13 protein-coding genes are annotated in these 13499 nt (G+C 65.1%); 9 read left to right on the top strand and 4 right to left on the bottom strand.

The window, feature by feature from the left end:
- Positions 1-114: 114 nt before the first annotated feature.
- A complete protein-coding gene (locus M1D87_RS03160; protein ID WP_013970732.1) occupies positions 115-894 on the bottom strand; it encodes an AraC family transcriptional regulator in 780 nt (259 codons plus the stop codon).
- 39 nt (positions 895-933) lie between these two features.
- Positions 934-2211, bottom strand: a complete 1278-nt coding sequence (locus M1D87_RS03155) for an acetyl-CoA C-acetyltransferase (RefSeq protein ID WP_123085248.1) — start codon at positions 2209-2211, stop codon at positions 934-936.
- A gap of 118 nt (positions 2212-2329) precedes the next feature.
- Between M1D87_RS03155 and M1D87_RS03150 the strand changes: the two genes are divergently transcribed.
- From M1D87_RS03150 to M1D87_RS03115, 8 genes are all read left to right on the top strand, one after another.
- Positions 2330-3682: a 3-oxoacyl-ACP reductase gene (locus M1D87_RS03150; protein WP_123085249.1), complete on the top strand. Its 1353-nt coding sequence runs from the start codon at positions 2330-2332 to the stop codon at positions 3680-3682.
- Between the two features lie 2 nt (positions 3683-3684).
- Positions 3685-4536 (top strand): MaoC family dehydratase, encoded by an 852-nt coding sequence (locus tag M1D87_RS03145; RefSeq protein WP_123085250.1) that lies wholly within the window; start codon positions 3685-3687, stop codon positions 4534-4536.
- Between the two features lie 190 nt (positions 4537-4726).
- A complete protein-coding gene (locus M1D87_RS03140; protein WP_013970728.1) occupies positions 4727-5032 on the top strand; it encodes a MazG-like family protein in 306 nt (101 codons plus the stop codon).
- A complete protein-coding gene (locus tag M1D87_RS03135) occupies positions 5029-5778 on the top strand; it encodes a methyltransferase domain-containing protein (RefSeq protein ID WP_015268825.1) in 750 nt (249 codons plus the stop codon). The genes M1D87_RS03140 and M1D87_RS03135 overlap by 4 nt, the downstream gene beginning before the upstream one ends.
- A gap of 21 nt (positions 5779-5799) precedes the next feature.
- Complete coding sequence (locus M1D87_RS03130) at positions 5800-6435, top strand: DUF4136 domain-containing protein (RefSeq protein WP_123085252.1); 636 nt, start codon at positions 5800-5802, stop codon at positions 6433-6435.
- Between the two features lie 19 nt (positions 6436-6454).
- Entirely contained in the window at positions 6455-7024 is a 570-nt protein-coding gene (locus M1D87_RS03125) for a DUF4136 domain-containing protein (protein ID WP_039614657.1), read from the top strand.
- A gap of 280 nt (positions 7025-7304) precedes the next feature.
- On the top strand, positions 7305-7775 hold the full coding sequence (locus M1D87_RS03120; RefSeq protein ID WP_013970724.1) for a prepilin peptidase: 471 nt from the start codon (positions 7305-7307) through the stop codon (positions 7773-7775).
- 124 nt (positions 7776-7899) lie between these two features.
- Positions 7900-8673 carry a response regulator transcription factor gene (locus tag M1D87_RS03115; protein ID WP_061551873.1) on the top strand — a complete coding sequence of 258 codons (774 nt, stop codon included), beginning with the start codon at positions 7900-7902 and terminating at the stop codon, positions 8671-8673.
- 135 nt (positions 8674-8808) lie between these two features.
- Here M1D87_RS03115 and M1D87_RS03110 read toward each other — a convergent pair whose 3' ends face one another.
- Both M1D87_RS03110 and pbpC read right to left on the bottom strand, forming a co-directional pair.
- A complete protein-coding gene (locus tag M1D87_RS03110; RefSeq protein WP_123085253.1) occupies positions 8809-10473 on the bottom strand; it encodes a ShlB/FhaC/HecB family hemolysin secretion/activation protein in 1665 nt (554 codons plus the stop codon).
- 164 nt (positions 10474-10637) lie between these two features.
- Positions 10638-12992: a peptidoglycan glycosyltransferase PbpC gene (gene pbpC, locus M1D87_RS03105; RefSeq protein ID WP_123085254.1), complete on the bottom strand. Its 2355-nt coding sequence runs from the start codon at positions 12990-12992 to the stop codon at positions 10638-10640.
- Positions 12993-13069: 77 nt separating this feature from the next.
- Here pbpC and M1D87_RS03100 point away from each other — a divergent pair, with 77 nt between their 5' ends.
- A complete protein-coding gene (locus tag M1D87_RS03100; RefSeq protein ID WP_013970720.1) occupies positions 13070-13363 on the top strand; it encodes a hypothetical protein in 294 nt (97 codons plus the stop codon).
- Positions 13364-13499: the final 136 nt, after the last annotated feature.

Raw genomic sequence — 13499 nt, 5'->3', positions numbered from 1 at the left:
CTGGCCTCTTCGCGGGTGAACCCGCTCCCACAGGGATCACCGCAGCTTTGCAAGCTGTGCAGTACCTGTGGGAGCGGGCGTGCCCGCGAAGTGGCCGGCACAGGCGACCAATCACTAAAGCCTCAATTCTCCCGGCGTCGCGCCGAACAATTGCTTGAATGCCGCAATGTAAGCCGAGGTGGAGTCATACCCACACCCCAACGCCGCCTCGGTCACACTCTCCCCGGCCTCCAGCAGCGCCAGCGACGACAACAGCCGCATACGCTGCCGCCAGTTGCGAAAACTCAAGCCCGTCTCCCGCTGGAACAGCCGCATCAGCGTCTTCTCCGAGCAACCCAACTCTCGCGCCCACTGCTGCAAGGTCTGCGACTGGTCCGGTGCAGCGATCAGACCATTGCACAGCGCCAGCAACCCCGGGTGCCGTGGCAGTGGCAACGAAAAGCCGACTTCGGGCAGCATGCGCAACTGGTCGAGCAGCACCGCCACCAGCCGCGCCTCGGCGCTATCAACCTCCGGGTATTCTGCCGGGAACAGGCAGAACTGCTTGATCAGTTCGCGCGCCAACGGGGTCACTTCCAGTACCCGGCATTGCTCCGGGGCCCACGGGCAGGCATCCCGGCGCACGTAAAGGCTGCGCATTTCGGCCTGCATCGAGGTGACCACTTCGTGTTCGGCATCGGCTGGTATCCACACGCCCCACTGGGGCGGGGCGAAGTAGCTGCCTTCCTGGGTATACACCCCGAGGACGCCGCTGATGGCATAGGAAAACTGCACCCAGTCGTGCTGGTGGCGGGTGGTCCAGGAGCCGGCGCCAAGACTTTCGGCTCGTGCATAGAGCGGCCTGGGCAGGTGGTCCAGCGCCGGAATGGGGCGGGGGTGTCCGATGATGGGCATGGTGGTTTCTTTTAGTTCTGACCAGACAAGCCTAACAGCTCAGCGCTCGACGATGACGGTCACCCCCTGCCCACCCGCAGCGCAGATCGATATCAACCCCCGCCCCTTCCCCGACCTCGCCAGCAGCTTGGCCAGGTTGGCCAATATCCGCCCCCCGGTCGCGGCAAACGGGTGCCCGGCCGCCAGCGAACTGCCCTTGACGTTGAGCTTGCTGCGGTCAATCGTCCCGAGCGGCGCATCCAGCCCCAGCCGTTCGCGGCAATAATCGGCATCTTCCCAGGCCTTGAGCGTGCACAGCACCTGGGCAGCAAAGGCTTCGTGAATCTCGTAATAGTCAAAGTCCTGCAGCGTCAGGCCATTGCGCGCCAGCAGCCGCGGCACCGCATACACCGGCGCCATCAACAGCCCTTCGCGACCAGTAACGAAATCCACCGCAGCGGTTTCACCATCGACCAGATAGGCCAGCACCGACAGCCCCTGCTGCTCGGCCCATTCCTCGCTGCCCAGCAACACCAGCGAAGCACCATCGGTCAGCGGTGTGGAGTTGCCCGCCGTCAGCGTGCCCTGCCCGCTGCGGTCGAAGGCTGGCTTGAGCTTGGCCAATTGTTCCAGGGTCAGGTCGGGGCGCAGGTTGTTATCACGGGTCAACGACAGAAACGGCGTCAGCAGGTCATCCTGCCACCCTTCGGCGTACGCGGCAGCCAGCGCCTGGTGGCTCAGCAGCGCCAGCTCGTCCTGCTCGGCACGGCCAATGCGCCAGGCCTGGGCCATGCGTTCGCAATGCTCGCCCATAGACAAACCGGTACGCGGCTCACCGTTGCGCGGTAATTCGGGTTTCAGGTGGTGAGGACGCAGCTTGAGAAATGGCTTGAGCCGTTCGCCCAGGCTCTTGCCACGGTTGGCCTGCAACAGGACGTGTCGCAGGCCTTCGTTGACCGCAATCGGCGCATCGGAGGTGGTGTCCACGCCGCCGGCTATGCCGCAGTCGATCTGCCCCAGGGCAATCTTGTTGGCCACCAGCAGTGCCGCCTCTAGCCCCGTCCCGCAGGCTTGCTGGATGTCATAGGCTGGCGTCAGCGGCGACAGGCGCGAACCCAGCACGCACTCACGTGTCAGGTTCATGTCTCGCGAGTGCTTGAGCACAGCGCCAGCCACCACCTCCCCCATGCGCAACCCGTGCAGGCGGTAGCGTTCGATCAGCCCTTCGAGGGCGACGGTTAGCATCGCCTGGTTGCTGGCCGTGGCGTAGGCGCCATTGGAACGGGCGAAGGGAATTCGGTTGCCGCCCAGGATCGCGACCCGGCGAAGTGAACGCATGCGCTTGTTCCTCCTGAAACAATTTGATCCGTACAGCCTAGGTGTTTTTACCGCATTCGAACGACCTTGCCACAAAGTTGGTCCACACTTTCAAGCTTGCCTTCCGGGAGACCCACTCATGAGCGATCGCTACCTCGGCTTTGCCAACTCCAACCTCGGCCGCCGCCTGGTGGATGCCCTTGGCCTGCCACGTCCAGCGCCGCTGGAGCGTTGGCAGGCAGGCCGCCTGCGCCCGGTCGAAGGTGCCCTAGTACTGGGTGGCGGGCCACTGGCGAGCCAGGTCGAAGCCATTGCCCCGCGCCTGACCGACACGCTTTACAGCTTCAATACCGACAACCTCCAGGCCGAGGCATGGGTGGCTGGTCTGGGGCCGAAGATCAAGGCCGTGGTATTCGATGCCAGTCACCTGTCCGACAGCGACGCGTTGAAGCAGTTGCGCGAATTTTTCCAGCCACTGCTGCGCAGCCTGGCATCGTGCGCCCATGTGGTGCTGCTGGGCCGCGCGCCAGAAAGCCTCGACGACCCGTTGGCCAGCATTGCCCAACGAGCCCTGGAAGGCTTCAGCCGCTCGCTGGCCAAGGAACTGCGCAACGGTGCGACCGCGCAGTTGCTGTATGTCAGCCCCGGCGCGGAGGACCAGCTGGAAGGCGCCCTGCGCTTCTTCCTCTCGCCCAAGAGCGCCTTCATTTCCGGCCAGGTGCTGCGCCTGCATGCCTGCGCCAGCCAGGTCGAGGACTGGACATGGCCGCTGGCTGGGCGCCGCGCCCTGGTGACCGGTGCCGCGCGCGGCATCGGTGCCGCCATTGCCGAAACCCTGGCCCGGGACGGTGCCGACGTACTGCTGCTGGACGTGCCCCAAGCCAGCCAGGACCTAGACGCCCTGGCCGCGCGCCTGGGCGGCAAAGCGCTGCCCTTGGACATCTGCGCCGGCGACGCGGCAACGCAACTGCTTGCGGCCCTGCCCGACGGCGTCGACATCGTGGTGCACAATGCCGGTATCACCCGCGACAAGACCCTGGCCAACATGACCCCGGAATACTGGGACGCGGTGCTGGCGGTAAACCTCAAGGCACCGCAGGTGCTGACAAAGGCGCTGTACGACAACGGCGCCCTGGGTGAGAACGCGCGCATCACCCTGCTGGCCTCGGTCAGCGGTATCGCCGGCAACCGCGGGCAGGCCAACTATGCCGCGAGCAAGGCCGGGCTGATCGGCCTGGCCCAGGCGTGGGCCCCCCGGCTCGCCGAGCGCGGCGGCAGCATCAATGCCGTGGCCCCCGGTTTCATCGAAACACACATGACCGCCGCCATGCCCATGGGCCTGCGCGAGGCCGGGCGACGCTTGAGTTCGCTTGGCCAGGGCGGCCGCCCGCAGGATGTCGCCGAAGCCATCGCCTGGCTCAGCCAGCCAGGCTCCGGTGCAGTCAACGGCCAGGTGCTGCGGGTATGCGGCCAGGCCTTGATGGGGGCCTGAACATGAGCCGACACTGGCACGACCTGCACAGCCCGGCTTCGCGCGCCAGCCTGTACCTGCGCGCGGCCAGCAAGCGCACCATCAGCGGCGACAAGCTGCCGGACGACGGCCTACGCTGTTTCATTTGCGTCCAGTCGGGCAACCTGGCCGCCTATCGTCGGCTGTGCCACTTCACCGACGATGGCCGCCTGCCGGGTACTTATCCACATGTCATGGCGTTCAGGCTGCAGCTGCAGTTGATGACCGCGCCCAACTTCCCCTTCCCGCTGCTTGGCCTGGTGCACCTGCACAACCGCATCGAAGTGATGCGCCCGCTGGGCGGTATCGAAGGGCTGCGCTTTGCGGTGCATGCAGGCAATCTGCAAGCGCATGCCAAGGGCGGCACCTTCGACCTGGTCACCGAAGCCGAAGACGGCATCGGCCTGCTCTGGCGCGAGACCAGTCGCATGCTGGTGCGCGGGTTGAAGCTGGAAAGCCAGGCAGGTGAGCCTGCCGAGGACGAACCGCAAGCGTTGCCAGAGGCGACCCGCTGGTACGCCGACAGCGATATCGGCCGGCGTTATGCCAAGGTCTGCGGGGACTACAACCCGATCCACCTCAGCGCGGCCAGTGCCCGGCTGTTCGGCTTCCCCACGGCCATTGCCCATGGCATGTGGAGCAAGGCCATGGCCCTGGCGGCACTGCGCGGGCACCTGCCGCACAGTGGCTTTGCCTTCGAGGTGGATTTCCGCAAGCCGGTGCGGTTGCCATCGGAGGTGGTGCTCGGTGCCAGTGAGGCGGGGGCTACGGGAGAGCTGCGGCTGGATGGCCATGGAGGGGTACTGCATATGGTCGGGCGCTGGGCACCTTTGTAGGAGCGGCCTTGTGTCGCGATGGGCCGCAAAGCGGCCCCGGCGATGTCAGCGGCGAAGCTGATAATTTGGGGCCGCTTCGCGCCCCATCGCGACACAAGGCCGCTCCTACAGGGACCATGCCTGTCTTGGCGGTATACGCTTGCTTTGCATCGGGCCTGCGCAGAAGCTATGCAGCATTAGGAGACCCCCGATGAACCTGCAAGAACTCACCCAACGCCTGCACCAGATCCGCGACAACAACGACTGGCGCGGCTTTCACAGCCCGAAGAACCTCGCCATGGCCGCCAGTGTCGAAATGGCCGAGCTGGTGGAAATCTTCCAGTGGCTGAGCGAAGACCAATCGCGCCAGCTGCCAGCCGATAAGCTGGCCCATGCCGGCCAGGAAATCGGCGATGTGGTGCTCTACCTGTTGCTGCTGTGCAGCGAACTTGGCCTGGACATGGACCAGGTAGTGCGAGCCAAGCTGGCCGACAGCGAGAGGCGCTTCGCCCGATGAACGACCGTCACTTCGATGAGCTGGCTACCCGCTTTGCCGAAAAGATCTACGGCGGCGCCAAGGGCGCGATCCGCCTGGCCGTGCTGCAGGCCGACCTGGCCGAAGCCCTGCCTGACCGCCCGCTGCGCATCCTCGACATCGGTGCCGGGTTGGGTCACATGGCTTTGTGGCTGGCCCAGCGCGGCCACCAGCTGACCCTGGCCGAACCCGCCGCGCCGATGCTCGACGGCGCACGGGCGCGCTTTGCCGAAGCCGGCCAACCGGCCACCTTCATACAGGCCCCCTGGCAAGACCTGCTTGGCCAGCTGACCGAACCCTACGATCTGGTGCTATGCCACGCAGTACTCGAGTGGCTGGCCGAGCCCGAAAGCATCCTGCCGGTGCTGCACCAGCTCACGGCCCCTTCCGGGTGGCTGTCGCTGGCCTTCTACAACCGAGACGCCCTGGTCTATCGCAACCTGCTCAAGGGCCATTTCCGCAAGTTGCGCAGCAACCGGCTGGAAGGTGAAAAGCAGAGCCTGACCCCGCAAAAACCGCTTGATCCACGGGAACTCAGGGCGCAACTTGATCCTATGTGGCAGGTTGAAAGCGAAAGTGGCGTGCGGGTGTTCCACGACTACATGCCCAAGGAATTCCAAGGCAAGGCCGAGCTGCTCGACCTGCTGGAAATGGAACTGGCCTACCGTCGCCACCCCAGCTTCGCCGGGCTCGGCCGCTACCTGCACTGGGTCTGCCGCCCCCGTTGACCTGCCCGCCGGGAGGAATACATGCCGTACCGTCTGTTGTGCCTGGCCGTGCTGCTGCTTGCCCTGGCTGGCTGTCAGGGCAGCAACCCCTACGTGGCCAGCAGCCGCCCGTTACCACCGGCACCGGCTCAGGCGGCCAGCACCTTCGATGCCAGTGCCTACCCGACACCGGCCCGTGATTACGGGCACTACCGTAGCTGGAGCTGGCTCAACGGCCAGTTGCCCAGTGGCTCGGTCGATACCGACCCGGCGCAACTGGCCGATGCCGTCAGCGGCGCACTGGACCAGCATGGCCTGCGTCCCGCCCGGGGCGGCCCCGGCGACTTGCTGGTCAGCGCCGACATACGCCTGGAAAAGCGCTTGCGCCAGGTACGTGACTACGATGCCTACGACCCTTACTACGGCCCGTATCCCTATGGCGGTGTCGGCTATGGCGGCTACCGCCATGGCTATGGGGGCTATGCCAGCGTGCCCATCGTGCGCACCTACGAAGTGCAGGTGATGGTGGTGCGTATCGACCTGTACGACGCCCGCAGCGGCCAGCCGGTATGGAGTGCCAGTGCCGAAAGCGGCAGCGACAAGGACTCGCCGCGTGAACGCGAAAGCGCCCTGCGCGATTCTGTGCACAAGGCGCTCAACGGCTATCCTCCCAGTTGATATCCAACGGAGAACCATCATGTTGCGCCGTCTCGTTCTACTGTCATTCGCGTTATTGCTCGCCGCCTGCTCCAGCAATAACGTCCAGCAGGATTTCGATGCCAGCCGTGACTTTGCCGCCTACCGCAGCTGGGCATGGCAGGAACCGGGCCTGCAGTACCGCCCGGATGACCCACGAATCAAGAGCGACCTGACCGAGCAGCGCATTCGCCAGGCAGTTGCAAGCCAACTCGACCAGCGTGGCCTGCGCCCGGTACAAGGCGGCGCCCGGCCGGACGTGACAGTGCGCGCATACCTGATCGTCGAGCAGCGCCAGCAACAGATCACCACCAACTACGGCGGTGGCTGGGGAGGCTACTGGGGCGGCTACTGGGGTGGCCCGATGTACAACGAAACTCGCAGCGTCGACTACAAGGTCGCCACTATCCAGATCGACCTGTTCGATGGGCGTGACGGCAAGCTGGTGTGGCGCGGCAGTGCCGAGCAGATCATGAACAACTACCCGCCAAGCCCCGAGGAACGCAACAGCGCGATCCAGAACACCGTGACCAAGGTGTTGGCCAACTACCCGCCGGGGAGCAAGAAGTAACACCGAACGCGGTTATGCAGGCGCCGCAGCCCCTGTGGGAGCGGGTTTACCCGCGAAGAAAACAACGCGGTGCATGGCACCGGCTTTGCCGGTGTTCGCGGGTGAACCCGCTCCCACAAGGGTCGCCTGCGAGGCCTGTTTCAACAGCGACGAAATCCATCCCGACCACGCCTTTTTGCCTTTCCCGCCCCACTCGCCCGCAGGTTCCCGTCTATCTTCAGTTAAGGAAACCTGACTGACCGGGTAGATGTGTTCAACATTTGGGAAGGGCGACCTGCCAATGCAAAGCATTGTTCTCCTGCTGTGGCTTGCCTTGTGCTCCGAACAGGACGTGCGTCAACGCCAGATATCCAACATGCTCACCCTGGGTGTGGCTGCCTGTGCCCTGGCCTGGCTTTTCGCCACTGGCCGCAGCTGGATCGGCGCCGATGCCAGCGATGCAGGCTGGGCGCTGGCCATCGTCATGCTGCTGACCCTGCCCGGCTACATGCTCGGCCGTTTCGGTGCCGATGACGTCAAGCTGATGGGCGCCCTGGCCCTGGCCACCAGCCCGCAATACGTACTTGGCACCTTCATCGGCGCCGGTGTCAGCGTGCTGCTGTGGCTGCTCACCCGCCGGCGCCTGTGGACGTTGCTCAACCCCAAGGTAAAAAAGCGCTTGCAGGCCTTGACCGAGGAGATGGGTGACAAGCAGGCGTTCGTCCCCTATGTGCTCACCGGTTTTCTTTTGACTGCTGTATGGATCCAGTGAGCAATCTCGTGGTCCGATGGCTGTACAGAATTTGTAATTTGTACAAATCCACTACCCCCGACTATTTTTAGTTTGCAGAGCGCTTGGCCCGGGAGCAGGACCGCGTAACGACAGGGAGTTGATCGTGTCCAGAGCATTCAGTGATGTGAAGATATTGGTGGTCGATGACCAACCAGTGATAGTCGAACAATTGTGTGAGTTTCTCGAAACCAAGGGTTACCGCTGCCTGCCGGCCCACTCCACTGACGAAGCCCTGGAACGTTACCTGGCAGACGAGGCCATTGGCGTGGTCATCTGTGACCTGCACATGCCTGGTCGTGATGGTATTGAACTGGTCCGCGAACTGAAGATACAAGGCGGGCAGCGCGCGTTCGAGGCCATCATGGTGACCGGTCGAGCGGAGAAGCAGGATGTGATCCGAGCGTTGCGCGAGGGCTTTGCCGATTACTACCAGAAACCCATGGACCTCGATGAACTGCTGGAGGGCGTACGCCGCCAGGAACAGGCCGTGCAGGAGCGCCAGCGCAGCTTCCGCGAGCTGGGCGGGTTGAGCCAGCGTCTGCAAGACCTGGCAGAGTCGATGGACGAGCTTTACCAGGACCTGCAAAAAGCCCGGGGCCAGGGCATGCACCGGCGTGCCAGCGATGTGGACGAGAGTGAAAGCGAACTGCCAGCGGCGTTCGAGAAGCTGTCGCCACGCCAGCTGGAAGTAGCCCGCCTGGTGGGCAAGGGCCAGACCAACTACCAGATCGCCTGTGAGCTGGGAATTACCGAGAATACCGTGAAGCTGTATGTGTCGCAGGTGCTGCGCCTGACCCACATGCACAACCGCACCCAGCTGGCACTGGCACTGACACCCAGTTCGTCGCCGGTGCATCAGCGGTTTACTACCCATTGAGTGACCGGTAGGCACACCGCTTTTTTGTAGGAGCAGCCTTGCGCTGCGAAAGGGCCCTCATGGCATACAAAAGATTGCGCCTGAAATGGCCTCTTTGCAGCACAAGGCTGCTCCTACAGATCCTCGGTTCACCTGTTACAACTGGATAGCCAGTTTTAACGTCACGCGCGGCGCGCGGTCCAGGCTGTCCAATGCCACATCGGCCAAAGGCTTGGCCACCTCCAGCGCCACATTGAACAAGCGCCCATCGCCCAATCGCACCCCAAGCGCCGCCGAAGCCAGGTGGGCATCCTCCACAGGCCCCCGGTTATGCCATGCCTGCGCCGTGTCCACCACCACATAGGGCTGCACCAACGCCAGCCAGCTGCCGTGCATGCTGTAGTTCACCTCGTAAGCCAAACCCCAGCCCTTGTCGCCGTCCGCCTGGTCGCGCGGGTAGCCACGGCCGAAATTTTGCCCGCCAAATCCCGCACGCTCGCTGTCAGGCAGCTGGTCATCGCTCCAGTACAACGCCCCGGACACCACCCCCTGCCAGTTACCTAGCAACGTGTTGCTCTGCAAGCCGGAAAGCCGCAACCGCAGAAAATCCAGATCGTAGTCGGCATCGCTACGCGCCCCCAGGTAATCCAGGCCCTGATAGACCCCGGCGCTGACGATGCGCAAACGGCCCTCTTCCACCTTGCGCCAGTCGCCCTCGAATGACAGCGCACGCACGTAGGTGTCGTAGTCCCGTGCCGATGGCAACCCATCTACCCGGTCCTCGAAGTGCTCACTGACCGAATATACCTGCCCCTGCACCACCATCCATTCATCCGGCCTGACGATCACCGGCTGGCGCAGGCCGATCGCATAGCGATCGCTGTCGCGCTTGCGGGTGATATCACGGCCATCATCCAGCCGAATCCGCGTGCCCGGTTCGCTGCGATAACGCGAGGCCGACACCAGCAGCTGGCTGCCGCCCGCATCCAGGTATTGGCTGTAAGCCAGGCGCTGATAATGCACCTGGTCATCCCCCGGCGGCAGCAACAGGCTGGCCTGGATCTGTTCGGCAAAGCGGGTCTGGGCGTGGCTGGTTGCCGTCAGCAGCGCCTGCGCATCGTCGCGGTTACCATCAGCAACGATAACAGCAGCGCTGAATGGCTTGCGCTGCGCATGCACGGTCAACCGCGCAGCACCATCAGCGGTTTGCGCCACGGCCAGCTGCGGTTCTATCGTTACCCCCGGCAGGCGCTCGGCCAGGCCCAGGTAGCGCTCCAGCGTTTCCCGGGTCAGCGGGCGCTCGGTTGCAAGCCGCTCCAGCAGCTGGTGCAGATAGGCGCTTGCCGGGCCGATATCGCCGACCACGCGGTAATCCCGAATATAGCCTTCGACCAGCACCACATTGACCAGGCCATCAGCCACCTCCTGCGGCGGCAGGTAGGCGTAAGACAACAGGTAGCCTTCCTGTCGATAGCGCTGGGTCAGGCGCGCGGTGTACTGCTGCAGCTCGCCCAAGGTAGTCTGGCGCCCGATCAGCGGTTGGTAGTGTTCGCGCAGGTCGCTCAGGGGGAACACCGTGCCACCTTCGAAGCGCACTTTATGCAGCACCAGCCGGGTATTCGCAGGCGCCCACGCGGGGCTGTCGCCATCCTCCCCGGCCAGCTGCAGGTGAGCACTGACCGGGTGGTAGGCGTCTATCGGCAGGTTGGCGCCGGGCAGGCGACGTTCGTACTCATGGCTGTCGAGAAAACCTGGCAAAGGCTCGGCATGGGCCGCAAGTGCCCAAGGCAGCAACAACAGGGGCACGGCCAGAGGACGCATAGGGCGCTCCATGTTCCCTGGGGCTGCGTTGCAGCCCTTCGCGGGCGTGCCCGCGAAGGGCCGCAAAGCGGCCCCAAATTGCTTGACTGACAGGCATCAGGGGCGCCAGCCGGTCACACCCGTTACCTGCAAGCGTAGGTGCTGCCTCGGCCCTCGTCGAACGGCTACTCGCTGACTTGGAACGCCACGCGCGCCGTCTCGCCGCTTTCATCCAGCGCGCTGATTTCGGCCTGGCCTACCTGTTGGAAGCGCACCAGCAGGCTGTCCTGGCCCTGGGTTTCGCCCAATGGCTGGCCGTTGAGGAACCACCAGCGCCGACCGCCGCCGCCCAGTGCCGACACATGCAGTTGCAACGGCTCGCTGCTGGTGGCCGGGCGGCGCAGGTTGTCGCCCGGGCGCACGCCCACAATCGAAAGCGGTGGCGCGCTGGCCGGCACCTGCGGCGGGCAGACCGGGTCGATGGCCGGCAGGCGCGTCGCACGCCGCTCCACACGTGGCAGCCAAGGCTCCAGCGGGGCGGGCCATAGGGCGATATCGCGGGCCTTGGCGCCCGGGCAACTGCCATCGACGCGCAGCCCCTGGTCGTTGACCCATACGCTTTCACGCAAGCCCAGGCCGAGTGGCTGGTCGGCGGCCTGCAGGGTTGGCGGCGTAGTGCCGTCCAAAGTCCAGGCGAAACGCTGACGCCGGCAGTTGGGGTCCTTTTTGCTCATCGGCTGGCCCAGTGGCCAACAGATCGCAGCCACGCCGACGTTCGCCGGCACCCGCTCCACCGGCACGCTGATGCCACGCTGGCTGTCACGGTTGCTCAGCAGGTCGTGCACCTGCAGCATCAGCGGCGCTGCCGAAGCCAGCCCGAACTGGCCGGGGACCGGTGTGCCATCGGGGCGGCCAATCCATACGCCGATCAGGTAGCGCGGGCCCACGCCGATCGACCAGGCATCGCGAAAGCCGTAGCTTGTGCCCGTCTTCCACGCCAGTTGCGGGCGTTGCACCAGCTCGGCATGCGGGTCGCGGTCGGGGCGCGCCTGGCCGCTGAGGATGCGCCGGATGATCCACGCCGCCCCTGGCGACAGCAGGCGCCGTTCCAGCAACGGATCCTGTGGTTGCAGGCGCACCCTCGCACTGTTGCCACCCCGCGCCAAAGCCGCGTAGCCACCCACCAGGTCCTCCAGGCGGCTGCCCGCTCCACCCAGGATCAACGACAGGTTGGGCTCGGCCAAGGGCGGCAGTATCAGCGGCATGCCCGCCATGCGCAGTTGCGCGGCAAAGCGTTTCGGGCCATAGGCCTCCAGCAGCTGCACCGCCGGCAGGTTGAGCGACAGCGCCAGCGCCGAACTGGCCGACACCGGCCCGCTGAAACCCATGGAGAAGTTGCCGGGGCGATAGTCGCCATAGCGTCGCGGCACATCCTGCAGCAAAGACTCGGAATGGATCAGGCCGTCATCCAGCGCCATGCCGTAGAGGAACGGCTTGAGGGTGGAGCCCGGCGAGCGCAACGAACGCACCATGTCGACATGCCCGAAGCGGCGCTCGTCGGCCAGGTCGATCGAGCCCAGGTAGGCACGCACCGCCATGGTTTGCGCATCGACCACCAGGATGGCAGCGGAGGTGCGCTCTGGAAGCCGTGCGCGCCAGCCCAGCAGCAGGTCTTCGAGGCGCCGCTGCAGTGCGGCGTCGAGCGTGGTGCGGATCAGCGGCGGGCTGTCGGCGCTGTTCAGGCGCCGGGCCAGCAGCGGCGCCAGGGCCGGTTCCTGACGTGGCGCCAGCACCAGCGGTTCTTCGGCAGCCTCACGGATTTGCTGGGCCGGCCACACCTGGTATTCGGCCAGGCGTTGCAGCACCTTGTCCCGGGCGCGCTGGGCACGCTCGGGGTGGCGGTCCGGGCGCAGGCGGCTGGGCGCCTGGGGCAGCACGGCCAGCAGCGCCGCTTCGGCCGGGGTCAGGTGCATGGGTGACTTGCCCAGGTAGGCCCAACTGGCGGCCGCCACGCCCTGCAGGGTGCCGCCGAAAGGTGCGCGGTCCAGGTAGATCTGCAGGATTTCGCGCTTGGACAAGTGCCATTCCAGCTGCGCCGTGCGCCATAGTTGGCGCAGCTTGCCGGCCAGGGTGCGTTCATGCGGGTCGAGCAGGCGTGCGACCTGCATCGACAGCGTGCTGCCGCCCGACACCACACGCCCGCCACGCAGGTTCAGCCAGGCAGCGCGAGCCAGGGCCAGCGGGTTTATCCCGGGGTGGCTGTAGAACCAGCGGTCTTCGTAGGTGAGCAGCGCCTGCAGATACAGCGGCGAGACCTCGTCGGAGCTGACCGGGTAGCGCCATACACCATCGGCATCGGCAAAGCGCCACAACGGCGTGCCGTCCTCGGCCAGCACCACGCGGGCCAAGTCGTCTCCGGGCATGGGCAGCGGCCATAGGCGGTCGGCCAGCCACAACAGGCCGAACAGTACCAGCATGCCGATCGCCGTGGCGCGCAACAGCCTGCCCGCACGGGTATGCGGCCGCGTTAAGCTTGGCATCGGGAACCGACCTGGCCAGGTGATGGCCAAAGGCTTGGGAACGGCAACATCGCCGATTCGTTCATCAGGAAGCAACTATGCATGTAGAAGGTTTTTTCGAGTGGCTGGGCCAGGCGCTGGGGTCGTTGATCCGCTTCATCGTCGACGCATTGAGCGGGCTGTTCAACCTGCTGGCCAATGCCGGTGGCAATTTCATCGATGGCCTGGCGCGCACCTTGGGCATGGAGACCTCGCTGCTCAGCATCCTCGCCCTGATCATCGGGCTGGTGCTGCTGTACTCGGCAATCCGCGCGTTCATGCGCGCCTCGATCATCCTCGGGATCATCTGGCTGCTGTTGGGGTTGTGGGTGATGAGCTGGGTGATTCACTGACATCGAACTGCCCGGCGCAGACCTGTGGGAGCGGCCTTGTGTCGCGAAAGGGCTGCGCAGCAGCCCCAGGATCTCAGCTCCGCCGCTTGAAATGCCGGGGCCGCTTTGCGGCCCTTTCGCGACACAAGGCCGCTCC

It is taken from the genome of Pseudomonas sp. SA233 (assembly GCF_054792385.1).
Note: the sequence above shows the minus strand (reverse complement) of the source record. Positions and strands in the feature narration are given on the sequence as shown.

What these genes read in the sequence shown, in the direction of transcription:
- M1D87_RS03160 (WP_013970732.1), bottom strand. Translation starts at nt 894, where the DNA reads ATGCCCATCATCGGACACCCCCGCCCCATTCCGGCGCTGGACCACCTG.
- M1D87_RS03155 (WP_123085248.1), bottom strand. Translation starts at nt 2,211, where the DNA reads ATGCGTTCACTTCGCCGGGTCGCGATCCTGGGCGGCAACCGAATTCCC.
- M1D87_RS03125 (WP_039614657.1), top strand. Translation starts at nt 6,455, where the DNA reads ATGTTGCGCCGTCTCGTTCTACTGTCATTCGCGTTATTGCTCGCCGCC.
- M1D87_RS03150 (WP_123085249.1), top strand. Translation starts at nt 2,330, where the DNA reads ATGAGCGATCGCTACCTCGGCTTTGCCAACTCCAACCTCGGCCGCCGC.
- M1D87_RS03140 (WP_013970728.1), top strand. Translation starts at nt 4,727, where the DNA reads ATGAACCTGCAAGAACTCACCCAACGCCTGCACCAGATCCGCGACAAC.
- M1D87_RS03135 (WP_015268825.1), top strand. Translation starts at nt 5,029, where the DNA reads ATGAACGACCGTCACTTCGATGAGCTGGCTACCCGCTTTGCCGAAAAG.
- M1D87_RS03130 (WP_123085252.1), top strand. Translation starts at nt 5,800, where the DNA reads ATGCCGTACCGTCTGTTGTGCCTGGCCGTGCTGCTGCTTGCCCTGGCT.
- M1D87_RS03120 (WP_013970724.1), top strand. Translation starts at nt 7,305, where the DNA reads ATGCAAAGCATTGTTCTCCTGCTGTGGCTTGCCTTGTGCTCCGAACAG.
- M1D87_RS03100 (WP_013970720.1), top strand. Translation starts at nt 13,070, where the DNA reads ATGCATGTAGAAGGTTTTTTCGAGTGGCTGGGCCAGGCGCTGGGGTCG.
- M1D87_RS03110 (WP_123085253.1), bottom strand. Translation starts at nt 10,473, where the DNA reads ATGCGTCCTCTGGCCGTGCCCCTGTTGTTGCTGCCTTGGGCACTTGCG.
- pbpC (WP_123085254.1), bottom strand. Translation starts at nt 12,992, where the DNA reads ATGCCAAGCTTAACGCGGCCGCATACCCGTGCGGGCAGGCTGTTGCGC.
- M1D87_RS03145 (WP_123085250.1), top strand. Translation starts at nt 3,685, where the DNA reads ATGAGCCGACACTGGCACGACCTGCACAGCCCGGCTTCGCGCGCCAGC.